General features: G+C 41.4%; 22 protein-coding genes. 14 read left to right on the forward strand and 8 right to left on the reverse strand.

Going from position 1 to position 25982, the window contains the following annotated elements; all coding sequences use genetic code 11:
* Positions 1 to 13 precede the first annotated feature (13 nt).
* The 7 genes from EDC51_RS03770 to glpA all read right to left on the reverse strand — a co-directional run bounded on the left by EDC51_RS03770 (position 14) and on the right by glpA (position 11668).
* Complete coding sequence (locus EDC51_RS03770) at positions 14 to 1912, reverse strand: monovalent cation:proton antiporter-2 (CPA2) family protein (protein WP_015433173.1); 1899 nt, start codon at positions 1910 to 1912, stop codon at positions 14 to 16.
* A gap of 275 nt (positions 1913 to 2187) precedes the next feature.
* Positions 2188 to 4689 carry a class I adenylate cyclase gene (locus EDC51_RS03775; protein WP_131928211.1) on the reverse strand — a complete coding sequence of 834 codons (2502 nt, stop codon included), beginning with the start codon at positions 4687 to 4689 and terminating at the stop codon, positions 2188 to 2190.
* A gap of 289 nt (positions 4690 to 4978) precedes the next feature.
* Complete coding sequence (gene glpK, locus EDC51_RS03780; RefSeq protein WP_015433170.1) at positions 4979 to 6481, reverse strand: glycerol kinase GlpK; 1503 nt, start codon at positions 6479 to 6481, stop codon at positions 4979 to 4981.
* A gap of 3 nt (positions 6482 to 6484) precedes the next feature.
* Positions 6485 to 7264, reverse strand: coding sequence for an MIP/aquaporin family protein (locus EDC51_RS03785; protein ID WP_015433169.1), 780 nt, complete (start codon positions 7262 to 7264; stop codon positions 6485 to 6487).
* A gap of 169 nt (positions 7265 to 7433) precedes the next feature.
* Positions 7434 to 8711, reverse strand: a complete 1278-nt coding sequence (gene glpC, locus EDC51_RS03790; protein ID WP_015433120.1) for an anaerobic glycerol-3-phosphate dehydrogenase subunit GlpC — start codon at positions 8709 to 8711, stop codon at positions 7434 to 7436.
* Position 8712: 1 nt separating this feature from the next.
* Positions 8713 to 9987 carry a glycerol-3-phosphate dehydrogenase subunit GlpB gene (glpB, locus tag EDC51_RS03795; RefSeq protein WP_025289719.1) on the reverse strand — a complete coding sequence of 425 codons (1275 nt, stop codon included), beginning with the start codon at positions 9985 to 9987 and terminating at the stop codon, positions 8713 to 8715.
* Entirely contained in the window at positions 9977 to 11668 is a 1692-nt protein-coding gene (gene glpA, locus EDC51_RS03800) for an anaerobic glycerol-3-phosphate dehydrogenase subunit A (RefSeq protein ID WP_015433118.1), read from the reverse strand. Before glpA ends, glpB begins: the two co-directional genes overlap by 11 nt.
* 245 nt (positions 11669 to 11913) lie before the next feature.
* Here glpA and glpQ point away from each other — a divergent pair, with 245 nt between their 5' ends.
* Both glpQ and glpT read left to right on the forward strand, forming a co-directional pair.
* Complete coding sequence (glpQ, locus tag EDC51_RS03805; RefSeq protein WP_131928212.1) at positions 11914 to 12981, forward strand: glycerophosphodiester phosphodiesterase; 1068 nt, start codon at positions 11914 to 11916, stop codon at positions 12979 to 12981.
* Between the two features lie 68 nt (positions 12982 to 13049).
* Positions 13050 to 14489 carry a glycerol-3-phosphate transporter gene (glpT, locus tag EDC51_RS03810; protein ID WP_015433116.1) on the forward strand — a complete coding sequence of 480 codons (1440 nt, stop codon included), beginning with the start codon at positions 13050 to 13052 and terminating at the stop codon, positions 14487 to 14489.
* A 154-nt stretch (positions 14490 to 14643) separates the two neighbouring features.
* On the opposite strand, the gene rpe is transcribed toward glpT, so the two are convergent.
* A complete protein-coding gene (gene rpe, locus EDC51_RS03815) occupies positions 14644 to 15324 on the reverse strand; it encodes a ribulose-phosphate 3-epimerase (RefSeq protein ID WP_025289717.1) in 681 nt (226 codons plus the stop codon).
* Between the two features lie 249 nt (positions 15325 to 15573).
* Between rpe and EDC51_RS03820 the strand changes: the two genes are divergently transcribed.
* The 12 genes from EDC51_RS03820 (at position 15574) to EDC51_RS03875 (ending at position 25952) form a co-directional block, all read left to right on the forward strand.
* Positions 15574 to 15840, forward strand: a complete 267-nt coding sequence (locus EDC51_RS03820; RefSeq protein ID WP_015433114.1) for a type B 50S ribosomal protein L31 — start codon at positions 15574 to 15576, stop codon at positions 15838 to 15840.
* 9 nt (positions 15841 to 15849) lie between these two features.
* Positions 15850 to 15975: a type B 50S ribosomal protein L36 gene (ykgO, locus tag EDC51_RS03825; RefSeq protein WP_015433113.1), complete on the forward strand. Its 126-nt coding sequence runs from the start codon at positions 15850 to 15852 to the stop codon at positions 15973 to 15975.
* 231 nt (positions 15976 to 16206) lie between these two features.
* Complete coding sequence (napF, locus tag EDC51_RS03830; protein WP_131928213.1) at positions 16207 to 16755, forward strand: ferredoxin-type protein NapF; 549 nt, start codon at positions 16207 to 16209, stop codon at positions 16753 to 16755.
* The gene (locus tag EDC51_RS03835; RefSeq protein ID WP_025289714.1) at positions 16745 to 17017 is read left to right on the forward strand and encodes a chaperone NapD; all 273 of its coding nucleotides are present in this window, start codon (positions 16745 to 16747) and stop codon (positions 17015 to 17017) included. Before napF ends, EDC51_RS03835 begins: the two co-directional genes overlap by 11 nt.
* Before the next feature lie 171 nt (positions 17018 to 17188).
* Complete coding sequence (napA, locus tag EDC51_RS03840) at positions 17189 to 19672, forward strand: nitrate reductase catalytic subunit NapA (RefSeq protein WP_015433110.1); 2484 nt, start codon at positions 17189 to 17191, stop codon at positions 19670 to 19672.
* Between the two features lie 150 nt (positions 19673 to 19822).
* Positions 19823 to 20737, forward strand: a complete 915-nt coding sequence (gene napG, locus EDC51_RS03845) for a ferredoxin-type protein NapG (protein WP_015433109.1) — start codon at positions 19823 to 19825, stop codon at positions 20735 to 20737.
* Complete coding sequence (napH, locus tag EDC51_RS03850) at positions 20737 to 21612, forward strand: quinol dehydrogenase ferredoxin subunit NapH (protein WP_025289711.1); 876 nt, start codon at positions 20737 to 20739, stop codon at positions 21610 to 21612. The genes napG and napH overlap by 1 nt, the downstream gene beginning before the upstream one ends.
* Positions 21613 to 21728: 116 nt before the next feature.
* Positions 21729 to 22151 carry a nitrate reductase cytochrome c-type subunit gene (locus EDC51_RS03855; RefSeq protein ID WP_015433107.1) on the forward strand — a complete coding sequence of 141 codons (423 nt, stop codon included), beginning with the start codon at positions 21729 to 21731 and terminating at the stop codon, positions 22149 to 22151.
* Complete coding sequence (locus tag EDC51_RS03860; protein ID WP_015433106.1) at positions 22151 to 22732, forward strand: NapC/NirT family cytochrome c; 582 nt, start codon at positions 22151 to 22153, stop codon at positions 22730 to 22732. Before EDC51_RS03855 ends, EDC51_RS03860 begins: the two co-directional genes overlap by 1 nt.
* 189 nt (positions 22733 to 22921) lie before the next feature.
* On the forward strand, positions 22922 to 23803 hold the full coding sequence (locus tag EDC51_RS03865) for a VirK/YbjX family protein (protein ID WP_131928214.1): 882 nt from the start codon (positions 22922 to 22924) through the stop codon (positions 23801 to 23803).
* Between the two features lie 9 nt (positions 23804 to 23812).
* Complete coding sequence (gene mnmE, locus EDC51_RS03870) at positions 23813 to 25171, forward strand: tRNA uridine-5-carboxymethylaminomethyl(34) synthesis GTPase MnmE (RefSeq protein WP_015433104.1); 1359 nt, start codon at positions 23813 to 23815, stop codon at positions 25169 to 25171.
* A gap of 130 nt (positions 25172 to 25301) precedes the next feature.
* Entirely contained in the window at positions 25302 to 25952 is a 651-nt protein-coding gene (locus tag EDC51_RS03875; RefSeq protein ID WP_015433103.1) for a 7-cyano-7-deazaguanine/7-aminomethyl-7-deazaguanine transporter, read from the forward strand.
* Positions 25953 to 25982 lie beyond the last annotated feature (30 nt).

A 25982-nucleotide genomic window follows, 5' to 3' on the forward strand; every position in this document is an offset into this window, starting at 1 on the left:
GATCTGGTTCGATTTATGCCGTTTTGTTCTCTCCAGCATCTGGGTTTTGCTCAATTTCAGGCTCTTTAATTTCAACTTTTTCGCCCAAGCCTTCTAGCATTTCAGCTGTTTTTTCATCAAGCGCAACGGCAATGCTGTCGTCTTGTGGTTTTAGATATGGCTCAATTGCCCAGTATTTGCGGATAGTTTCATCAGTCATACCGTGTAATACTTCCTCATTAATACGTTCTTGGTCTAGGCGACGAACATAGTTGATTACATCTTGAGATTCTGTTTCTGTTGCCCCCAATTTTTCCATTACAGCACGCCCAAGTACTAATGCAGATTCAAAGGTTTCACGTACTTGGAAATCAATGTGTTGTTTTAATAATTTAACTGCTGAACGGCGATCGTAGGTACGAGCAAAGACAGGGACAAGTGGAAATTCATCTTTAATCAGCTCGACAATATGCTCTGAGCGTTCAGAGCTGGCTACACCTACGATCACGGCTTTGGCATTTTCTAAGCCACTGGCACGTAATACATCAATACGAGATCCATCGCCATAATATACTTTAAAGCCAAATTTAGCGGCGATACGCACTTTTTCGACATCAGCATCAATAACTGAAACACTCACGCCGCGTGCAAGTAATGCTTGGCAGACGATTTGGTTAAAACGACCAAAACCAATCACAAGTACACTGCCTTCTAGATTTTTTGCTATTTCAACGCCATCCAAATTAGGTTCGTTTGGCGTATTTGCTTTTCTGCGATTCGCTAATTTTTGCATAGCAAGTAAAATCAATGGCGACAGGAGCATAGAGACAATGACTGCGGCGGTAAATGTGGCTTGGCTATCAGCGGAAAGCACGCCTGCGGCAGCTGCAGCAGAAAAGAGTACAAAGGCAAATTCCCCGCCATGCGACATGATTGCCATGCGAGCAATGGCTTCTGCTTTTCGTAAGCGGGTGAGTAGCGCGACAATAAATACAGATAGCGCTTTCCCCATGACATATAAGCCAACAATGCTAAATAGCCAGAGCCAATTATTTGCTACCAGCATTAAATCAAGAGACATGCCCACGCCCATAAAGAAGAGGCCAAGCAAGAGTCCTTTAAATGGTTCAATATCGGCTTCAAGTTGGTGGCGGAATGAAGATTCAGAGAGCATTACCCCTGCTACGAAAGCGCCCATTGCCATAGATAAGCCACTAAGCTCCATCAATAATGCAGAGCCTAAGACGACAAGCAGTGCGGCAGCGGTCATCATTTCTCGGATATGAGCCTTAGAGATAATTCTAAACATTGGATTCATGAGCCATTTCCCTAGAGCAACTAGAATTAACACACCAAGTAAGCCTGCACCTATGGCTGTCCAGTTAGTGCCATTGTCTATATGGGTTTGCTCAGGGGCTAAAAAAGCGATAGAGGCGAGTAGGGGGACAATCGCTAAATCTTCAAAAATTAAGGTAGCAACAATACGTTGTCCTTTTGGCGTGGTACTAATGCCTTTTTCTTCTAATACTTGCATGACGATGGCGGTTGAAGACAATGTAAACCCCATGCCTGCAATAAATGCAGTTTCTTTAGTAAGACCTAAGATAAAAATCCCTGCAGAAGTTAATAACGCACCACATAACGCGACTTGTAGTAAGCCGCGTCCAAAAATGGCTTTTCGCATACTCCATAAACGTTCAGGGTGCATTTCGAGCCCGATAATAAATAGGAACATGACAACCCCAAGTTCTGCCATATGCACAATAGATTCGGGGTCTTCAAATAAGCCTATGCCTGAAGGGCCAATTAATGCTCCTGCAACGAGGTAACCTAATACACTTCCTAAGCCCAGACGTTTAAATAGTGGGACAACTGTGATACTTGCTATCAATAACACCACAACTTTAATTAATTCTGGGTTCTCGATGGTCATATTTTTTCCTTTATTTTGTAGGGCGTGTTGATGTTTCAAATGGAGTAGCGGCTTCGGCAAATTTTTGCTGTAACAAGGCAAAAAATGTGAAGTCTAGTGGGCTAAACAAACATTTTTTTTAACGCAGTGACGGCAAAAATCTGCCAAGCCTCGCAGGGTTGTGCTTAAAAATGACACACTCAGCGTCAGAAAATTTGTAAAGGGGGACACCATTCACTACATTTTCTTCCTTGATTGTGTCATTTTTAAGCGACAACGCTACTCCATTTGAAACATCAACACGCCCTAGTGTTGGTTTGCTCTTTTAAAAAATCACGGTGCTGTTTACTTTGAAATGGCACAATGAAAAGCTGCCTGTCTTGATGTAGAAGTTGATAAAATTGTGGGAAATTAAAGCTCCCAAAGGCATTTTGCTCTTTATTTTTTAATCCTTCTGCATAAAGGCGGCTAACTGTTTTTATTTTATCTTCTTTTTTTCCTTGGCAATAGTAGTAGCATTCGACTTTATTGTCTTTATCTAATACATAAACATTAAAGGTCGCATTGTCATTATCTTCAAAAAAGAATTGTAAAAAACCTTCACTAGCAAAAGTATAGATTTCTTGTGGAATGATATTGTTTGTTTTATCAATAGGATCTTCAATAATTTCCGTTAATGTTTGTTGCTGATTAAAAACTAGCTGCCATTCTTTACCAGCCATTCGAACCACTGCCGGTTGATAGCGTTGAAAAATAGTGCCTGTTTTCACTGTAATACAACGATTGACCAAATTAAAAACGAATTGTTGTAATTCATCATTAAGTCTTTCACTATAAGAAAAGACTTTTACTGATTGCGGAGGCGCAGAGCTTAAATAAATTTTATTTGAGATTAATTTTAAGGCTTTTAATAATGCATTAGTATTTTCAAAGTGACGTGTAATGATTTCATTCCACATATTGCGATAGATAATACTAATACTACCAATCACGCCTTCTTTTGAAGAGCTTAAATTAAAGAGATCCAGCTGTTCAATATCTGCATGAGTAACGGTATTGATATGTTTAGTTGGATCACGGGTTAAGTTTATTGCAACCACTAAATTACGAATTTCATTTGGATGATCTAGTGCATGTCGGCACAATTTAGGCGCTTTTAATGGGAAAGAGAGGCGCAAATCATTAATAAAACGGCATAATTTGGGTAATTCAACACCTTGATTAACCAAATGAATTTGGCTTGTTGAAGTAATTAAGCCGTTAAAATATGCCCAAGCAACAGACATAATGAGATTTGGCTGATAAAGTACATAACGTTTAGTTGAATCATATTCAGCAAAAGGGGCATGGTTAAGCATGTACCAACCTGCTTTAACAGAGCTGCCTTCCCCAACATTAATGAAGGTTATATTTTCTTCGGAAAGATTACTGATCGCTTTTTCATTAATTAATTCTACTTTTCCCTGTGCATGTTCGAAAGCAGAGTAGAGCTGACGCATTAAAAAATCAGCATCTTGTGGCATGATATTTGGATCGATCTGAAATTTGCGCGCGAATTGTAATAAATTGCGATAGCTCAATAGCAATTGTTCGACGATTTTTTTCTGTTGTGCGGCAACCTGTTTGACTTTCCAATGACGACGATTATTCAGGATATGTACTTCTTTATCGCTCCAATGCCATTCATTGACTAATTGCTTTAATGCTTTTTGGCGACAAGGATCTGTTTGCCCTTCATTTGCTTTAATATAAAAGCAGTGGCGTAAAAAAGATAAACGCCCAAAGGCATTTTGTCGTGAGAGATAAATAGTTACTTGCTCTAACATTGCCTGATAAGGATCGAAGTGATAACAGATCCCTGTAGGAGAAAGCAGTAATTTTTTAAATCTTTTGGAAATTAAATCTGTTTCTGGATAAGTTTGCGCATAGCTTTCTAATAATAAAATTTTTATAACAGATTTATATGGACTGCGAATACCTTTATATAGCTGCCATAAACTTGCACCAAAAAATTCACCGATAGAGAGCGCAGAAAAGTCGCCAAAATCGATCCAATCTTTTGCATTTAATTCTCCATTTTCAACCGCTTGCTCAACTAAGGTTTGATAATTTAAGCCTTGTTTTTCAATATGTAGCCATAAAATACGTTTTCCCGCTAAGCGAATAGCAGAGCGATAGAACTCATCAAGCAGAAAAAAATGTTGAGCGGAGCCATTATGCTCATCGCCAATATCATTATGGTAGGTTTTGCTCTTAAACTGTTGAGGGTTCATTAGGAAAAAATTGACCTCAACACCTAATGTTGCCGCCCATTGCTTAATAAGATCTAATTTACATTGTAGAAGAAATTGTTCTTGTGCAGAAAAGGTTTTGGAATGGCATAACCAGAGATCTAAATCAGAAAAACAGGTTTGTGTAATAGAGCCAATACTGCCCATGACATATAGCCCATCAAATGCGGCTGAAGAGGAGAAAAAAGAATGATCAGAGATAACTTTAGAAAACTCTGCGCTACCAAGAATTCTTAACAAATATTCTTGTTGGATGGTTGTGAGAGTGAAATGAGAAATACCTTTTGGGCTATTTTCTACATAGGCAGGTAATAGCGGATGGTTATATTGAAGTAACAAAGGCAATAAACAGAAAACCTGTTTAAAAGATTCATCGCTATTTTTTAAAATATTATATATGCGATGATTTTCTAGTGCATCAATTCGCTTTTTTGCCCATTCAAGTCGCTGTGAAAACTGTGAATAATCAACATTAGGCGGTAGCGGTTCTAATGTCAGCTCTCTCATCTGATTTTTCTCGGTATTGGAAAGGTCGTCAATTTATCACCTAAATCCGTGATGAGCAACTCTAAAAGGTGTTTAGCCTTAGAGATGGAATAGGAGAATTGTCTATTTGGTTTTTGATATACAAATATATTTTGCTCTTTAGAGACGCTTTTACACTCATGAAAGCAGACGCCAACACAGATGTTGGCGTCATTTTAAGGTTTCAAGCCATCTTAACTAGTGATGAGCATTGTCTATTTTGAGCTCAGCTAATTTGGGTCTTGAATGAACAATTTGTAAGCATTTTAGCTTATTGATGTTCTTCCCAAGCGAGTGCACGTTGTACCGCTTTTTTCCAACCAGTGTAACGACGAGTACGTTTTTCCTCATTGTTATCCGGTTGGAAAGTGCGTTCAATTTCTGCCTTGCCACGCAATTCTTCTAAGTTACCCCAAAAACCTGTTGCTAAACCTGCTAGATACGCTGCTCCGAGTGCGGTGACTTCACCAATTACTGGGCGTTCAACAGGTGTATTAAGGATATCTGCTTGGAATTGCATTAAGAAGTTATTCGAAATTGCACCGCCATCAACACGCAATGCTGCCAATTTTTCACCGCTGTCTGATTGCATCGCATCAAGCACTTCACGAGTTTGGTAAGCAATGCTTTCAAGGGTTGCTCGTACAATATGATTGCGGTTTGAACCTCGAGAAAGTCCAACAATTGCCCCGCGTGCATATGGATCCCAATACGGTGCGCCTAAACCTGTGAATGCTGGTACAACATAAACCCCATTTGTTGAATCTACTTTAGTTGCAAAATACTCAGAATCTTTGGCGTCGTGAATAATTTTTAGCTCATCACGCAACCATTGAATAGAAGCTCCTCCCATAAAGATAGAGCCTTCTAGCGCATAGCATGGCTCACCTTTAGCATTACAGGCAATGGTTGTAAGTAAACCGTTTTGTGATTTAACTGCACGATCGCCCGTGTTCATCAACATAAAACAACCTGTACCATAAGTATTTTTTGCTTGTCCTGCTTCTACGCAGAGATGCCCATAGAGCGCGGCTTGCTGGTCGCCGGCAATACCTGCTACAGGAATGCGAACGCCACCCTTGCCACCAATATTCGTTTCGCCATAAATCTCGGATGAGTTACGTACTTCCGGTAACATAGCACGTGGAATATTGAGGATTTCTAATAATTTATCATCCCATTGTTTAGTGTGAATGTTGAACAGCATGGTGCGAGAAGCATTAGTATAATCGGTAACGTGAACACGCCCTTGGGTAAGTTTCCAAACTAACCAAGTATCTACAGTGCCAAATAGTAATTCCCCTTTTTCCGCTTTTTCTCTTGCTCCTTCAACATTGTCTAAGATCCATTTTACTTTTGTACCGGAGAAATAGGGATCCACCACAAGTCCTGTATTTTCACGAATGTAACTTTCAAAGCCATCTGCTTTTAATTTATCGCAAATATCGGCAGTTCGGCGGCATTGCCAAACAATGGCATTGTAAACGGGTTTACCTGTCTCTTTTTCCCAAACGATGGTGGTTTCGCGTTGGTTAGTAATACCAATAGCCGCGATTTTATCGGAACTAATACCGGCTTTTGCAACAACTTCGTTTAATGTTGAGCTTTGGCTTGCCCAGATTTCCATTGGATTATGTTCTACCCAGCCTGCTTGCGGGTAAATTTGAGTAAATTCGCGCTGTGCAACTTCAACGATGTTCGCGTTTTTATCGAGCAATACAGCACGAGAGCTGGTCGTACCTTGATCTAATGCAATGATATATTCTTTAGTCATCGTTTACTCCTTAGTAGGAAGGTTTTTATGGATTAAGTTTTTATAGCCCCATGCTCCGATTAACGCACCGCAGATTGGACCGAAAATTGGTACAAGGAAGTAAGGAATATCACGCCCGCCTGTGAGCGCAATTTCGCCCCAGCCAGCAAGAAATGCAAAGAGTTTTGGACCGAAATCACGGGCTGGGTTCATGGCAAAGCCTGTCAATGGACCTGTTGCACCACCTAATACGGCAATCAGCAAACCAATTAATAACGGAGCCATTGCTTTATTTGGCATACCGTTTTTGTCATCACCAATTGCTAAGATGGTGGACATTAATACCGCTGTAATCACCAACTCAACAAAAAATGCGAGCGCAATGCTAATGTTTGGGTGTGGATAGGTAGAGAAAACCCCAGCAAAGCCAACTGTTTCGCCTCGAACAATGCCTTGCGCAGCTTCTGCAGCAGCAAAGAGATCGCTGTACATCACATAGATTAATGCAACGGCGCAGAATGCTCCGGCAATTTGTGCGATGATATAGGGCACGACACGGCGTTTATCAAAGTCATAAAATGCGGCTAATGCAAGGGTAACTGCTGGATTCAGATGCGCTCCAGATGCCCCCGCAGACATATAAATTGCCATTGAAACCCCTATACCCCAGATGATTGCAATTTCCCACAAACCAAGATTTGCCCCAGCAAGTTGTGCGGCTGCAACACAACCTGCTCCAAAGAACAAAATGAAGGCTGTGCCGATAAATTCGCCTATACAGGCATTGCGTAAAGATTTGTCCATAGTTCACTCCTATAGAAATGGAAGAGAGGTTAGGCGTACAACTATTTCAAATAAGGCGTTTGGCGGCCGATTTTAAATATCAATACGCCCTAAAGTTTTGCAATTTTTTGTTGAAATTCAAGCGCTTGCGAGGTGGCACCTCCTTATTCTTAGCTAGGTATTTGTTAGGTTATTTTTTCAACGCCATAGCGAGCAAGGTCACAGGATGTAAGCAGGTGACTTGGCTAGACATATCAATTTGCCATTTACAGGTTTCACATTCTGAAATGACAAAATCGAACCCACCGCCATTAATATGCTCAAACAGCGATTTACCAATAGCCTGCGCACTGTCGTAGTTTTCCGATTTAAAACCGTAAGTTCCGGCAATACCACAGCATTGGCTTGGCAATGTCACTACTTCTAAGTCTGGGATTTGTCGCAACAGATCGAGCGTATAAGGTGCCCAACCGGCTTTTTCTACGTGACACGCGGTGTGATACGCCACCCGCAATGGCATTGAGCGGAATGTCGGTACTCTACCTTCTGCAAATTTACGTGATAAGAATTTAGTGATAATGCTGATGTGCGGACGAATTTTCGCATTATCCATCCCTAGGATATGATGATATTCATCGCGTAAGTTCATCGTACAGCTGCTAGATGTTCCCACTACTTCTAGTGCCCGCTTATCAATAGTTTGCTCAATTTGTGCAATATTGAACGCTGCCTGTTTTTTGGCTCTTTCCGGAAAACCGTTTACAGAAAGTGGTAAGCCACAACATTTCTCTTTTTCCAGCAACACCACACCAATGTCCATCGCATTAAGCAAGGTAATCAGATCTTTACCCAGCTCTGGATTGTTATAATTCACATAACAACCGTGATAATAAGCGACTTTTTCTCGGAAGAACGCTTGGCGCTCGGCTTCTTTTTTTAAATACCAGTTACGGAACGAACCAAATGAATATTTAGGTAATGTACGATGACGACTAACATTTAAGGTTTTATCCAGTAAAAAACGGGTAACTTTTAAGCCAGTGATAGTATTAACAATCGGTGCAAACGGCGTATTGAGTCTGCCCATAATATCGGTATTACTCAGCACCGCATCACGCAGTTTATGCATAAGCGGTTTATTTTGTCGCTCGACAAAACGATTACGGGCACGCACGATAATATCGCCGATTTTAACATCCGATGGACAAGCAATTTCACAACGTTTGCAGTTTGTACAATATTTCAATGCCTCATCGTACATTTCTGCACTTTTTAGGCGCAGTCTTTCACCATCTGGACCGGACTGTTTCGGGCCGGCATAGGCTGGATTAACTCGAGATACAGGACAGACGGCAGTGCAAGCGGTACATTTTATGCAACTTTCAAACGATTCATCAAAGCCATGCATAGGTAGAGGCTGATGGCTCTGTTGTTTGGCTTGTTCAATTAATTGTTGAATATTGCTCATATTATTGCCCCCCGATCTGTTGTGCCACTGTTAAGGCGGTCACTACGGCAACACCGGAACCGCAATTTTCAGCGATGCCGTTATAGCCACCAATTACACTGCCTGCTGCATAGAGATTCGGCAGAAATTCCCCATTTTTACGCACTTGGCAATGGGCATTGATAATCACCCCTGCACTTTGATACGGCTGAGTAGCGCTAAAACGATGCGCAGTCCAAGACAAGCGATCTTGTGGATTAAATTCACCTAAACCTTGAATATCTGCACCAAAAAGCGGATCGCAAATGCGATCAAATTCGGAACTCAATCCACCACTGAAAAAACTGCCAGAAGCAAGCACAAAATGGGTAGCTGATAAGCCGTGTTCAGCGTGCAAGCGGGTGAAAATCCGCAAAATTTTACCATTTTCATCAACTTCAGCCCGTTCGGCTTTATCGCCGTTAATCATCACGCCGCCTGCACGTTCAAATAGCTGGCGTAAGGCTTTGCGTTGGCGAATACCAAGCAGTGAAGGAGGTAAAGTTGGGAGTTCAAACAGCGTTGCTTGGCTGGCTTGTTGTAAACGTTGGAACAGCTCATCGTGATCAATACCAAAACAGGCTGGCAGGAATATCGCATCAGCGCCTTGAGCGCGCTGACGAATTTCGCGCACTAATGCATCAAATGCAATTTGTTGTTCTAGACGTTGAGAAATATGTACGCTGCGGAATTCACGTCCACTTTGGCGGAGCTCGTCCAATTCTGGCAAATGTAGATAATCTGTGATGATCTCGCATTGAGCAAAAGTGGGTTGCTGTTTTAGATTATCGGCAAACAGCTCTGCTTGGTAATCGTGATAACCTTCAATACCCAAAATAGCCAACTTGCGATAGGCAAAATTTTCTGTCCAGCCTAGCATTGGTGAATTTTCTGGTGAAAGCCAAGCAGGGCGTAATCCACCGAGAGGCGTTACGCGCCAATGGTTATGGGCGCTAGATCCACTCAGGGCTAACGGTTTGGCAAAATCACGTTCAAATTGCTGTGCCATCGCTAAGCTTTGCGCAAAGCCAAGCACGCGATATGGGTGATTTTCACTTAAACAAGCGGTCTGTTTTTCGTCAAATTTTGCAATTTTTGTTCCGCTTGTTTCGCCTAATAAGCCAAATGCGCCAGATGAAAAATCCATTGCTGCTTGACCATTATTGACGATCACACAGCGTTTACCTTGTTGTTGTAGGCGGATGCCGCAAGTGAGTCCGGCCAATCCGCCGCCAATAATGACTACATCAAAATTCATTGTCGTCTGTCCCCTGTTGCGCTTGATTTTCAAGCGGTTTCACATCATTTAACCCTAACAAGCTGTAATAGATCCAACTGCTAAATTCAGCTTCACGTACGGCTTCTCCCCATGCTATTGGTTCAATTCCGCGCCAACGCTCTTCCATAAAAGAAGCTAATTGCACAGTAGATTGCCGTGGTGTAGCCGCTTTAAAACGGCTCATTAATCCAGCGGCTCGGCAGGCACAAAGCTCAGCTTGGCATGTGCCCATTCCTACGCGGGTACGGCGGCGTAAATCGATAAGGTTATTTACGCTCAGTTCTTCTACTGCATAGCGAACTTCGCCAGCAGTCACCGCTTCACATTCACAAACCAGCGATTTATCTAAACGCTCGTTTTCCAACATTTTTGGTGTGCGTGCGCCGTGGCGATAAACTGCAGAGTAGCGTAATGTATTTGGTAATGAGGTGATTTTACGATTGGTTTCGACTCTTGGTTCATCAGAGCCGGGGAGTGGACGCTCATGGGTGGTACAGCGCTCGGTTTTGCCTAATTTTTTACAAACCAAGTCGGTTGCCCATTCCGCCATTAAACGGTAGGTCATCAACTTACCTCCCGTGATGGTAATAAAGCCTTCTAAGCCATCACGTTCTTGGTGATCGAGTAATACAATACCACGACTCACATTCCGTCCAGATGGATCATCATCTGTGGCGACTAATGGGCGTACGCCTGCATAAGCGCGTAACACCCGTGTATGGCGTAAACTTGGAGCTAGTTTTTCACCTTCGCGGAAGAGAATATCGACCTCTTCTGGAGTTACGACCATATTATCAATTTGATCGTAAGGGATACGATCAGAGGTTGTACCAATCACACAAATCGTGTCCCCTGGCACAAGAATATCGGCATCGGCAGGCTTACGGCAGCGGTTGATCACCATATTATTGATACGATGCCCCATGACCAGTAATGCCCCTTTGGCTGGGAACATTCGGATTTTTAAATCCGCATATTCGGCAATACCTTGTCCCCAAATTCCACCAGCATTTACCACAATCGGCGCAAAAAATTGGCGTTCTACCCGATTTTTATGATCATATGCTTTCACACCAATGACTTTACCCCCTTCACGAATTAATCCTTTTACTTCGCAATAGGTAAAGACTTTTGCCCCACGCTCGGTAGCATCCAGCATATTGGCAGCGGTTAAACGGAAAGGATCAATAGAGCCATCAGGCACAACAACCGCACCAATCAGGGAAGGATTGACCGAAGGCTCCATGCGTTTTGCAAGATCAGGTTCAATAGCCACCGCTTCAATACCTGATGCATTGCAAGCATCAATAAAGGTTTTTTGATAGTTGAGATCATCTTCAGGCAACGTAATAAATAAGCCCTCAGTTTCCTCAATACAGTGAGATGCGACACGGCGTAGGATTTGGTTTTCTTTAATACATTCTTCGGCAGATTCTCTGTCATTTACTGCGTAGCGCCCACCGCTGTGTAATAGCCCGTGGTTGCGCCCAGTTGCACCCGTGGCGATATCGCGCCTTTCGAGTAGGATACAATCTATGCCACGCAACGCACAATCGCGTGCCATTCCCGCACCCGTTGCCCCACCACCGATGATAATGACATCAGTACTGATTGGCGAAAAGTCGCCCGCATTTTTATAAAGTTGAGGTGATAAGACCATACAACCTCCCACAAATGAAAGTAAAACAAATAAATTGGGTGTATTTTATGCTTAATGTTCGAATGCGCTCAATATTTTGGTTGAAAAAGAGTGTAAAAGTGTGAATGAGATCACGTTATGATTTTTTTTGAAAAATAAATTAAAAAAATAGTGTGATATGGCTCACAAAATTTCACAATAAATATGCATTTGTTGATGCAATCTTCTATGATATTCGCCACCTAATTTATGAAGGAGTAATAACAATGAAATTAAGCAAGTTGATGTCTGGACTAGTGTTAGGTATGGCAATGTTTGGCTCTATCGCAGCGCAAGCGTCTAGTGAAAAACTCATTATCGCGCATCGTGGTGCGAGCGGCTATTTACCTGAACATACGCTAGAATCAAAAGCGTTGGCTTTTGCACAACGAGCAGATTATTTAGAACAAGATTTAGCTATGACGAAAGACAATCGTCTTATTGTCATTCATGACCATTTTTTAGATGGTTTAACTGATGTGGCTAAAAAATTTCCTGAGCGAAAACGTGCAGATGGCCGTTATTATGTGGTGGATTTCACTCTAGATGAGATTAAATCACTCGAAATGACAGAAAATTTTGAAATGAAAGAGGGTAAACAAGTGCAAGTTTATCCTAATCGTTTTCCAATGTGGAAATCACATTTTGTGCTTCATACGTTAGAAGAAGAGCTGGAGTTTATTCAGGGGCTAGAAAAATCGACAGGGAAAAGAATAGGTATTTACCCTGAAATTAAAGCGCCATGGTTACATCATAAAGAGGGCAAGGATATTGCACTTGAAACACTGAAAGTGCTGAAAAAATACGGCTATGATAATAAAGATGCGCCAGTTTATCTGCAAACCTTTGATTTTAATGAACTAAAACGAATTAAAACCGAATTGTTGCCGCAATTGGGTATGGATTTAAAATTGGTTCAGTTAGTCGCTTATACTGATTGGCATGAAACAGAAGAACAAGACAAAGATGGCAACTGGGTTAATTACAACTATGACTGGATGTTTGAGGACGGCGCAATAGCTGAAGTCGCTAAATATGCAGATGGTGTAGGTCCTGGTTGGTATATGCTAATTGATGATAAGCAATCTAAAGTGGGTAACATTGTCTATACGCCGCTCGTGAAAGAGCTAGAAAAATATAAAATGGAGCTACATCCATACACCGTGCGTAAAGATGCGTTACCTGAATTTTTCACGAATGTGGACGAAATGTATGATGCCTTATTAAATAAAGCTGGTGCTACAGGTGTGTTCACTGATTTTCCTGATACGGGGGTGGAGTTTTTAAAGAAATAATTAACGTATATTGATTTGAGTTTAACGAATTTACTACATTTATATAAATAGAAGATAGGAGATTACTTATGTTTGGTCCATTCAAACCAGCTCCACATATTGCGGAGCTGCCCGCAGATAAAATTGATTCAACCTATAAACGGCTGCGTTGGCAGGTGTTTGCGGGGATTTTCTTTGGTTATGCGGCTTATTATTTTGTGCGTGCTAACTTCGATTTAGCTCAACCAGGTTTAATTGAAGCTGGTCTTTACTCTAAAGCAGAACTAGGGGTTATTGGCTCTGCTGCAGGTCTTGCTTATGGATTATCTAAATTCGTTATGGCAGGGATGTCAGATCGCTCAAACCCTCGTGTTTTCTTACCTTTTGGTTTATTGCTTTCTGGTCTATGTATGACTTTAATGGGGTTATTCCCATGGGCAACTTCTGGTATTACCATTATGTGGATTATGATCTTCCTAAACGGTTGGTTCCAAGGTATGGGCTGGCCACCGTGTGGGCGTACAATGGTACACTGGTGGTCTAAATCTGAACGTGGAACAATAGTTTCTGTTTGGAATACTGCACATAACTTAGGCGGTATGATGCCAGGGGCAATGGTTCTACTTGCTAGTGCGCTTTTCTATAGTACTCACGGCGTGGAAGCAACGGCAAAAGATGTATGGCAACAATCACTTTACTTCCCTGGTATTGCTGCGATGATCTGTGCAATTCCTGTGTACTTTGTCATGCGTGATACTCCACAATCTTGCGGTTTACCTCCGGTCGAAAAATGGCGTAATGATTATCCGGATAACTACGATGAAAAAACTGCAGAACACGATCTTAGCACCAAACAAATTTTCGTGGACTATGTGTTGAAAAACCGCCTGTTGTGGTACATCGCTATTGCTAACGTCTTTGTATATCTCATTCGTTATGGTGTATTGAAATGGTCACCGGTATATTTAAGCGAAGTGAAACATTTTAATATCAAAGGTACAGCTTGGGCTTATACCATTTATGAATTAGCTGCAATTCCAGGTACATTACTTTGCGGTTGGGTATCAGACAAAGTCTTCAAAGGTAAACGTGGTTTAACAGGCTTTATCTTTATGATCTTAACCACTGCAGCAGTTGTAGCTTATTGGCTCAACCCTGCAACACCAGAAGCAGAATTGGCAAGCTATGCCGCTTGGTATGAAAACCCATATCAATTAATGGACTTCTTATTAATGACCCTCATAGGCTTCTTAATCTATGGACCTGTGATGCTCATTGGTTTACACGCTCTTGAACTTGCACCGAAAAAAGCTGCAGGAACCGCAGCTGGCTTTACTGGCTTATTCGGATATCTTGGTGGAACAGTAGCAGCTTCTGCCGTAGTAGGTTGGGCTGCAGAAACCTACGGCTGGGACGGCGGTTTCTATGTCATGATTGGTGCGGGTGTTCTCGCTGTATTATTGACATTCATCACCATGATTGAAGAAGGCAAGCATAAAGCGAAATTAGGCGAAACCTATGGCCAATAATTAATATACAGCTGCACCTTATACGTTATGCTAAAATGCGACTTAAGGTGCAGCTCTTGGTGAGCTCTTTGAGCTAGCCTAGAAAAACAAAAAATGCAAAGCGTAAATGCTTTGCATTTTTTTATACAAAATTAACCGCTTGTTGATGGCTTATCTATTTTTTTATTTTTGCTAATTCTTGACGCATTTGGCTAATGACAGCTTGATAATCTGCTTGATCAAAAATTGCAGAGCCAGCAACGAACATATCTGCCCCTGCTTGTGCAATATCCGCAATATTATTGACTTTCACGCCACCATCGACTTCCAGACGGATGTTATAACCACTTTCATCAATGCGTTTACGTACTTCACGTAATTTATCTAATGTAGAAGGAATAAATGCTTGTCCGCCAAAGCCAGGGTTTACCGACATTAATAAAATTACATCAACTTTATCCATCACATAATCTAAGTAATGTAATGGGGTAGCAGGATTAAAGACTAAACCAGATTTGCAACCGTTATCTCGGATAAGCTGTAATGAGCGGTCGATATGTTCTGTTGCTTCAGGATGAAAAGTTATGTAATTCGCGCCGGCTTTAGCAAAATCAGGAATGAGACGATCAACAGGTTTTGCCATTAAATGCACATCAATAGGACATTCAATACCGTAATCACGTAATGCTTTGCAAATAGCTGGACCGAAGGTGAGATTAGGTACATAGTGGTTGTCCATCACATCAAAATGGATCAAATCTGCGCCTGCATTGAGAACATCTCTTACATCGTCACCAAGACGAGCAAGATCAGCGGAAAGAATGGAAGGAGCAATTAAAAAGGGTTGTTGAGCCATGTGTTATCCTTATTGTCATTCACAAAAACTGTTAAGGCTAGTAATCGTTAATTTAGATTATCTAGGGACCTAAAGTGGATACCCTAGCATATTTTCCCTCGCTAAACTTCGATTTAGATCGCAAAAATTAGATTATTTATTGCCTTTTAATAAAATTTAGCTAAAAACCATAAAAAAATTGTAGCTTTTGTGATTTAACTGAGGCAAAATAATCCCACTTTCTAATTATGGTTATTTGAGGAGATAAATATGAAAAAGGGCATTCACCCTGAAAACTACAGAGAAGTATTGTTTTATGATGCCAGCGTACAACAAGGCTGGGTTATTCGTTCTTGTGCAAATACTAACAAAACAATGGTATGGACCGATGGAAAAGAGTATCCACTTTACAGCTTAGATACTTCATCGGCTTCTCACCCTGTTTATACTGGTAAGCGCCGTGAAGCTAATAACGAAGGTCGTGCGAGCAAATTTAATGAGAAATTTAAAGGTATTGCGAGTTTAACTCGTAAATAAGGAGAAAATATGCAGGTATTGAATTCATTGAAATCTGCCAAAAGCCGTCACCCAGACTGCAAAATTGTACGCCGTAAAGGCAAGCTTTACGTGATTTGTAAAACAAATCCACGTTTTAAAGCTCGTCAAGGTTAAGGTTAAAAAAGCGTAAAAAATCTGTTAAGTCTAAGACCGTTTATCGAATAAAATAAGCGGTCTTTTTTTATTCAAAACAGAGAGAATAAAAGCTATTCCTATTTTCAACTCATTGTTTTTATTGATTAATATCAAGAAACCTCCTATTAGTTTGTTTTAACAATTTTATGCTCTTTGCCAAATTGTTAAAATCCAATATCCATTAATATCCTACTATTTTACTAAACTATTTTGGCTGATTTCACCGAACAAACTTTACCTCGCCGTCAATTTTTACGCGGACAGTTTTTAAATACATTAAAGGCTGAGCAGGTGAAACGCCAAGGGCTGAATGCGATTCGTCCCCCTTGGGCAGATTTGGCAAATTTTTTACAAAAATGTACCGCTTGTGATGCTTGTATTAATGCTTGCGAGATGCAGATTTTAAAACGTGGTGCGGGTGGTTATCCCGAAGTGGATTTTAGTGTCGGGCGTAAAGAGTGTAGCTTTTGTGCTGCCTGTGTAAATGTTTGCCAACAAGGTGTTTTTCGCGTAACAAGTGAAATAGCATGGGAGCATAAGATAGAAATTCAGCAAGGCTGTTTAACTCACATCGGAGTCGAATGCCGAGCCTGCGAAGATAGTTGTGAACAGCGAGCCATTCGTTTTAAACGAACAGTTGGCGGTATTGCAAAACCGATATTAAATTTAGACAACTGTAATGGCTGCGGAGCTTGTTTAGCAAGTTGCCCAAGTGATGCAATTCAATTATTGCAAGAGGGAAGAAAGAGTGCAGAATAATTTTAATCCAGAGTTAGGAAATTGGTATGTGGCAAGCCTTGTATTACAGGTAAGGCCTGAATATATCAATGAGGTAAAAGATAAATTAGCGACAATGCCATACACCGAAATCCACGGTGAAAAACCGGATGAAGGTAAGTTGGTTGTGGTGATGGAAGCAGATAAAGAAAAAGCGTTGGTGAGTAAAATGGAAAGCCTACAAACTTTGGAAGGAGTGATGGCGGTTTCATTAATTTATAGCCAACGAGATGAAATTAATTAACACACTCTCCCTTTTAGGTAGCGTGACAGCTCCGGATAACGTTAGGTTATTTTGAGTAGAGAGGGTTAGGCATATTCTCTCCTCCCTCTGAAAATTCTACAAATTTTCTCCTCCCTCTCCTCAAAGAGAGAAGGGGTAATTTAACTAATTTATTTACAAGTGGGGAACACTATGGAACTCAATCGTCGAGACTTTATGAAAGCCAATGCTGCCGCAGCGGCGGCAGCGGCGGCAGGTATCGCCATTCCAATTAAGAATGTCTATGCCGATGATAACAAAATCAAATGGGACAAGGCTGCATGCCGTTATTGCGGGACTGGCTGTTCTGTTTTAGTGGGGACACAAAACGGCCGAGTGGTGGCAACGCAGGGTGACCCAGATGCAGAGGTGAACCGTGGTTTAAACTGTATCAAAGGTTACTTCCTTGCCAAAATTATGTACGCCGAAGACCGTTTAACTTCACCAATGTTGCGTATGAAAAATGGGAAGTTTGACAAAGAAGGTGAGTTTACACCAATTTCTTGGGATCAAGCTTTTACCATTATGGCAGACAAAGTGAAATCTATCATTAAAGAGAAAGGCCCAAATGCCGTAGGTATGTTCTCATCTGGTCAATCTACTATTTATGAAGGCTACGCTAAAGTAAAACTTTGGAAAGGGGGATTCCGTTCTAATACGATTGACCCGAATGCACGTCACTGTATGGCATCAGCAGCGGTTGCGTTTATGCGTACTTTCGGTATGGATGAGCCGATGGGCTGTTACAATGATATTGAACATGCTGAAAACTTTGTGCTTTGGGGTTCAAATATGGCAGAAATGCACCCAATTTTATGGAGTCGTATTTCTGATCGCGTACTTTCTAATAAAGAATGTAAAGTGGCTGTACTTTCAACCTATGAGCATCGTTCATTTGAGTTAGCGGATACGCCAATTATCTTTAGACCACAATCAGACCTTGCGATCCTAAACTACATCGCAAATTACATTATTCAGAACGATAAAGTAAACTGGGATTTCGTCAATAAACACACTAAATTCAAACGTGGTGAAACTGACATTGGTTATGGTTTACGTCCAGAGCATCCATTACAACAAAAAGCAGCAAATGCAAAAACAGCTGGCAAAATGTATGACAGTGATTTTGAAGAATTTAAGAAAATCGTTGCACCTTATACATTAGAAGAGGCTCATCGCATTTCTGGCGTACCGAAAGATCAATTAGAAACACTTGCGAAAATCTACGCCGATCCGAACCAGAAAGTGGTGTCATTCTGGACTATGGGCTTTAACCAACATACTCGTGGTGTGTGGGTGAACCATATGATTTATAACGTTCACTTATTAACAGGTAAAATTGCATTACCTGGTAATGGGCCATTCTCATTAACCGGTCAGCCATCTGCTTGTGGTACTGCTCGTGAAGTTGGAACCTTTATCCATCGCTTGCCAGCGGATATGGTGGTAGCAAATCCAAAACACCGTGAAATCGTAGAAAAAGCGTGGAAATTACCAGAAGGCTTTATCTCTTCTGAATTAGGCTATCATGCAGTGGGTCAAGACCGTGCATTAAAAGACGGTAAACTCAACTTCCTATGGACAATGTGTACCAACAATGTTCAAGCAGGTCCGAATATCAACCAGGAGCGTTTACCAGGTTGGCGTAACCCTGAAAACTTCATTGTCGTTTCTGACCCATATCCAACCGCTTCAGCATTAACCGCCGACTTAATTCTCCCAACCTCAATGTGGGTTGAAAAAGAGGGGGCGTATGGTAATGCAGAACGTCGTACTCAAGCGTGGCGTCAAATGGTAAAAGGGCCGGGAGAATCTCGTTCAGACTTATGGCAATTAGTAGAATTTTCTAAATACTTCAAAGCTGAAGAAGTATGGAGTGACGAGATTATGGCGAAAGTGCCAGAATATCGTGGCAAAACGCTTTATGAAATCCTTTACTTAAATGGTGAAGTAAACAAATTCCAAGTACCTAGTGATATTCCTGAATACCTCAATGATGAAGCAGAGCATTTTGGCTTCTACCTCCAAAAAGGTCTCTTTGAAGAGTATGCACAATTTGGGCGTGGGCATGGACATGACTTAGCTGACTTTGAAACCTATCACCAAGTACGTGGTTTACGTTGGCCTGTAGTCGATGGTAAAGAAACTTTGTGGCGTTATCGCGAAGGTTATGACCCATATGTGAAAGCAGGTGAAGGCGTGAATTTCTACGGCAATGCAGATGGTAAGGCTGTTATTCTTGGCGTACCTTATGAAGAGCCTGCAGAATCACCAGATGAAGAGTACGATTTATGGCTTTGTACTGGACGCGTACTTGAACATTGGCATACAGGGACAATGACTCGCCGCGTACCAGAGTTACATAAAGCTTTCCCAAATAACCTTGTGTGGATGCACCCAACGGATGCACAGAAACGTGGGTTGCGTCACGGTGACAAAGTGAAGGTTATCTCTCGTCGTGGTGAAGTGATCTCCCACTTAGATACTCGTGGTCGTAATAAATGCCCTGAAGGCTTAATTTATACTACCTTCTTTGACGCTGGTCAGTTAGCAAACAAAGTGACCCTTGATGCAACCGACCCAATCTCCTTTGAAACCGATTTCAAAAAATGTGCGGTTAAGGTGGTTAAGGCATAATGATATGGGGCGAATGTAATTCGCCCCTACAAAATGACCGTTTAATGTTGAGTGATGTTTTCCTTCTATCGTAATGTAGGAGCTAAATGACATTCCTCCAATAAAACAAGCGGTCAATTTCAGCCAAAATTTTGCAAAAAGAAGGCTATCGTGAAACTAAATCCAAATCGTCGTCAATTTTTAAAAGATGTCGGTCGTACCGCAGCTGGTGTGTGTGGCGTGGGCATTGTGTTGGCGATGCAACAAAATCAAAGTCTTGCGCGGGAAGGTGTGGCACTTCGGCCACCAGGTGCAATCGCAGATGATAAAGAATTTTCTGCCGCTTGTACTCGTTGTGGACAATGTGTTCAGGCTTGCCCATATGATATGTTGCATTTGGCAAGTTTATTATCGCCAGTGGAAGCCGGTACGCCTTATTTTACTGCGCGTGATAAACCTTGCGAAATGTGTCCTGATATTCCGTGTATGAATGCTTGCCCAAGTGGAGCATTAGGCGGATTAGAAGAGATCGATCAAGCAAGAATGGGGCTAGCGGTATTGCTAGATCACGAAACTTGCTTGAACTGGCAAGGTTTGCGTTGTGATGTATGCTACCGTGTTTGTCCATTGATTGATAAAGCGATCACTCTTGAGCGTGTACATAATGATCGCACGCAGATTCATGCGAAATTGATCCCAACTGTGCATAGCGATGCTTGTACTGGTTGTGGTAAATGTGAGCAGGCTTGTGTATTGGAAGAAGCTGCGATCAAAGTGCTGCCAATGGATCTTGCCAAAGGCTTGCTTGGCAGACATTATCGTTTAGGTTGGAAAGAAAAACAGAATGCAGGTAAAGCATTATTGGAAGACTACCATCCAGACGGTTTACGTCCTGCCTTTGAGGCACGTATGCCAGAAGGGCAAAATCAACCAGTCTATCAATTTATGGAAGTGAAACCGGGTGTGAAGGTTTCTACGCCAAGCCGTGCAACGATGGACTATGTGCCAAACCGTACTACCGTAGAAGCACCGATTCTTAATCCAATTGATTTAGACAATGTGCCGTCTAAGCTAGGAGGGAAATAATGGCAGTAGCAAATTCCCCAAAAGATGCAGGCAAAGAAGCACGAGAAAAACTTGGGCTATGGCGAGCGAATAAATGGCTAATTCTCCGCCGTTTAAGCCAGCTTTCTGTCATCTTGATGTTTTTAAGCGGTCCGATGTGGAATGTCTGGATTCTCAAAGGTAATTATAGTGGCAGCATGCTGTTTGACTTAATTCCAATGAGTGATCCTCTGATTACTGCAGAGAGTTTAATGACAGGTTATTTGCCTGAGTGGAAAACGTTGCTAGGGGCCGTGATTGTGATTGTGGCTTACGCCTTGCTGGCAAGTAAAGCGTTCTGTAGTTGGATTTGTCCATTGAATATAGTGACTGACGCTGCTGCATGGTTACGTCGTAAGTTAGGCATTCGCCAAACGTTAAAAATCTCCCGTAACTTACGTTATGTGATTTTGGCAGTTGTGCTTATTGGCTCAGCAGTCACAGGTAACTTAATTTGGGAGTGGATCAATCCAGTTGCTGCATTGGGACGAGTTTTTGTCTATGGCTTAGGTGCAACACTTTGGTTAGTGTTAGCCGTATTCTTGTTTGACTTACTAGTCGCTGAACATGGTTGGTGTGGGCATCTTTGTCCAATTGGTGCTATTTATGGCGTAATTGGGGCAAAAAGCATTGTACGAGTGAAAGTCGTTGATCGTGAAAAATGCGACCGCTGTATGGATTGTTACAATGTTTGCCCAGAACCACAGGTGCTACGTTCACCATTGCATGGTAAAGCTGAAGATAGCACGATTGTGCTTGCCAAAGATTGTATTAGTTGTGGACGCTGCATTGATGTGTGTGCTGAAAATGTTTTTGCTTTTTCCAACCGCTTTGCGAAAGAGAAGAGAATTATTTAAATTTCAATAATGTAGGGAACGCTTATTTCGACAAGCTCAATGACTTATGCCTGAGGTGTGTTGAAATAGATGACTGAGTTTTTAGCAGCCATATTTCCCTAGAAACGGAGTGAATTATGAAAAAATATCTTGCCTTTTTACTTGTTGCTTTATCGCCAATTGCGATGGCAAATAATATTCCATCTTCATTAGAAGGGGCTGCAGAGGCAATTTCCCCTGAGTGGCATAATATGCCTAAAGATAGTGGTAAGCATCAGCTTACTTTTGTAAACCAACCACCAATGATCCCACATAGCGTGAAAGGTTATCAAGTAACTAAAAACACTAACCAGTGTTTAAATTGTCATGGTGTTGAAAATTATCGAACAACAGGTGCTCCGCGCATTAGCCCAACGCACTTTCAAGATCGTGATGGTAATGTGACTGGTGATTCTTCACCACGCCGTTATTTCTGTTTACAGTGTCATGTAGAACAAGCAGACGTTAAACCAATTGTGGAGAATAAATTTCAGTCCACCAAAGCCTTCGGGGGTAAATAATGAAAGGATTATTTTGTAGGCTCTGGAAATGGGCGAAAAGCCCAAGCAAAATGGCGGTAGGGTTGGTGATTATTCTCTCGGCATTAGGCGGCATATTCTTCTGGGCGGGGACGAATACGGCATTGGAATATACTAATACCGAAGAATTTTGCTCAGGCTGCCATATGAATGATGTGGTGCCCGAATACCGTGCTTCACCACACTTTATGAACCGTAGTGGCGTGAAAGCAGATTGTGCTGATTGTCATTTACCACATGAATTTATCCCAAAATGGACGCGTAAATTCCGTGCACAGTTAGAGGTTTGGGCGCATTTCACCGGTAAAGTAGATACCAAAGAAAAATTTGAAGCGCATCGCTTAGAAATGGCACAACGTGAATGGGCAAGAATGAAAGCAAATAACTCACAAGAGTGTCGTAACTGTCATAACTTCGCGGATATGGATTTTACTCAGCAAAAAGGCGTAGCTGCCAAAATGCATGCTATGGCTGAACAAGAAGGTAAAACCTGTATTGATTGCCACAAAGGTATTGCCCACAGCTTGCCACATATGGAAGGTGTGAGTAAGTTTGGAGAATAAATCCTATAGAGAAAATGCCGACATATAGTCGGCATTTTTTTAGTATAGACAATGGCTTGTAGCAGGCTTAATGCGAATGTATTTGTAGATGTTTATAAGCTGACAGCGAGCTTCTGTATATGCGTTTTAGCCAAAAGCAGAGATTTTTGTTAAACTAACGACTTTGTTTAAATCATCTAGTTCGCCCAAATGCAAAATAATCTTTATCAATGGCCTTGTGCGAATGCTATTTATCCGGATAGAGGAAATAAATCTTATCGTTTCAAACGGTTACGTTTTCGCTTACGTTCATTAATGAATTTACGTTCGGTGCAGGCATTCGAGCAATATGTGAATCAAAATCCAGATCTTGCGGCTTTCCTGAATACGAGAGCAAATTATAGCTACCCACTTGTACATCGTTTTTTGGATAAACGTTTTAATGCTAAGCAACGTTATCAAGCGATGGTAGATAATCTAACCTTTCTCCCTAAAAGTTTATGGCAGCAGTCGATAAGCTTTGGTGAAGTTGTACCTGAATTTTCACTTTATTTGAACATTAATGAGCAGCAGCCTATGGAAGGGTTCTGGGCACTAGAATTACGTCATAGCGAGACGCACCAACTTATTTATGTGCTCACTTTTGGTAAGTTAGCAGACAGTTTGTTGATTGCCGTTATTCAGGGACCAAATTTTGATGGTTCAAAAGAGTTGGTGAAGAAACTGACGAAAAAATGCCATGGATTACGCCCTGCGTATTTAATGGTGGAATGCATGAAAGCATTAACTAGAGTATTAGGTTATTCAACATTGCTTGGTATTCCACAGAAATATCAGAATAAATCTCGTTTAATTCAAAGTAAACGTTATGTCGTTGATTACGATGCTATTTTCCGTGAAAGCGGTGCTTCGTTGGCGGAGTACTGGCTTTTACCACTTGCATTAAGTAATAAAGATTTAAGTGATATTCCGAGCAATAAGCGCTCAATGTATCGTAAACGTTATGCAATGCTTGAACAAATTCAAGCTGCCATGCATGAGCAACTTGCTGGATTACAAGCGGTTCATATTGAGCCAAAATCTGCAAATTAAGAGAAGAAAATGAAAGAAACAATTGTTGCCCAAGCAACGCCGATCGGGCGTGGAGGTGTTGGGATTTTACGTATTTCAGGGCCGTTAGCGGAGAAGGTTGCGCAGGAAGTTCTAGGTAAGACACTTAAACCGCGAATGGCAAATTATCTGCCCTTTAAAGATCAAGATGGCACCGTGTTAGATCAAGGTATTGCTCTCTTTTTTAAAGCACCAAATTCTTTTACTGGTGAAGATGTGCTAGAGCTACAAGGGCATGGTGGGCAGATTATTTTGGATCTCTTGTTACAGCGTATTTTAAAAATTGAGGGCATTCGAATTGCCAGAGCAGGTGAGTTTTCTGAGCAAGCATTCTTAAATGATAAGCTTGATCTTGCTCAAGCAGAAGCCATTGCTGATTTGATTGATGCTACCTCTGAGCAGGCTGCCCGCTCAGCATTAAAATCGTTGCAGGGTGAATTTTCCAATAAAGTCAATGAATTGGTGGATAGTGTGATCTACCTACGAACTTACGTAGAAGCTGCTATTGACTTCCCTGATGAAGAGATTGATTTTCTTGCCGATGGCAAAATTGAAGCAAAACTCAATGAAATTATCGCTCAGCTTGATGGCGTTCGTAAAGAAGCGAAGCAGGGCTCGATTTTACGTGAAGGTATGAAAGTCGTGATTGCGGGTAAACCGAATGCGGGTAAATCAAGCCTCTTAAATGCTTTAGCTGGACGGGAAGCTGCTATTGTGACAGATATTGCTGGGACTACCCGTGATGTTTTGCGTGAGCATATTCATATTGATGGAATGCCGTTGCATATTATTGATACAGCGGGTTTACGTGAAGCAAGTGATGAAGTTGAGAAAATTGGTATTCAGCGCGCATGGGATGAAATTGGACAAGCAGATCACGTTTTATTGATGATCGATAGTACCCTGTCGGCAGCTGATCAATTTCAACAAGAGTGGGCTGATTTCTTAGCGAAATTGCCAGTAAAAATGCCTGTTACGGTAATTCGTAATAAAGTAGATTTATCGGGCGAACAAGAAGGTGTTGAACAACAAGATAATTTCACGCTTATCCGCTTATCCGCGCAAACTAAAGTGGGAGTGGAATTATTGCGAGAGCATTTAAAAAAATCTATGGGCTATCAGAGTTCAACAGAAGGAGGCTTCATCGCGCGTCGTCGTCACCTTGTTGCATTAGAAACTGCCGCGGAGCATTTGGAACGGGGGCATACTCAGCTGACTCAATTTATGGCTGGCGAATTGCTTGCAGAGGAGTTAAGAATGGTGCAGAACGCCTTGAGTGAAATTACCGGACAATTCACCTCTGATGATCTTCTTGGCAATATTTTTAGCTCATTTTGTATCGGTAAATAACCATTTCCCCTATTTTCCATGAGAAAAATAGGGGATTTTTCTTGCTTTTTTCCGTTAAATCCGTATTATTCACGCCCTTCTTTTTCTTGGGTTCCCTAACCCCAATAACATTTTTTAAAAAGGATTTAACATGACAACTTTTCAAATTAAAACGAACCAAACGCGTTCGCTCGTTTTGCTTTCGCTTTTCCACATCTTAATCATTAGTTTAAGCAATTATTTGGTACAAATTGCCTTTGAAATTCCACTTCCTTTTGGTGGTCGATTGCCTACGACTTGGGGAACATTTACTTTTCCATTTATCTTTTTAGCAACGGATCTCACTGTACGAGTTTTTGGTGCACCTTTAGCTCGACGTATTATTTTTGCCGTTATGTTTCCTGCTTTGTTGGTCAGTTATGTTATCTCAGTGCTCTTTTTTGAAGGACAATTTCAAGGATTTAGTCATTTAGGTGATTTTAATCTTTTCGTATTCCGCATCGCATTAGCGAGTTTTGCTGCTTATGCTGTTGGGCAGTTGATGGATATTTTTGTCTTTAACCGTTTGCGTCAAGGTAGAATTTGGTGGCTTGCACCAGCAAGTTCAACTATTTTTGGTAGTCTTATTGATACTTTTGTCTTTTTTGCAGTGGCGTTTTATCAAAGTAGTGATGAATATATGGCGGAACATTGGTTTACTATTGGTAGTGTTGATTATGCGTTCAAGCTTTTTGTCAGTCTTTTGCTATTTTTGCCACTATATGGCTTGTTGCTGAATTTTTTAGTGAAAAAATTAAAGTAATCAAGCGGATGATTTTGAATGCTTTTTTGT

Origin of the sequence: Bibersteinia trehalosi, assembly GCF_004346205.1 — a bacterium.
GTDB classification, from domain to species: domain Bacteria; phylum Pseudomonadota; class Gammaproteobacteria; order Enterobacterales; family Pasteurellaceae; genus Bibersteinia; species Bibersteinia trehalosi.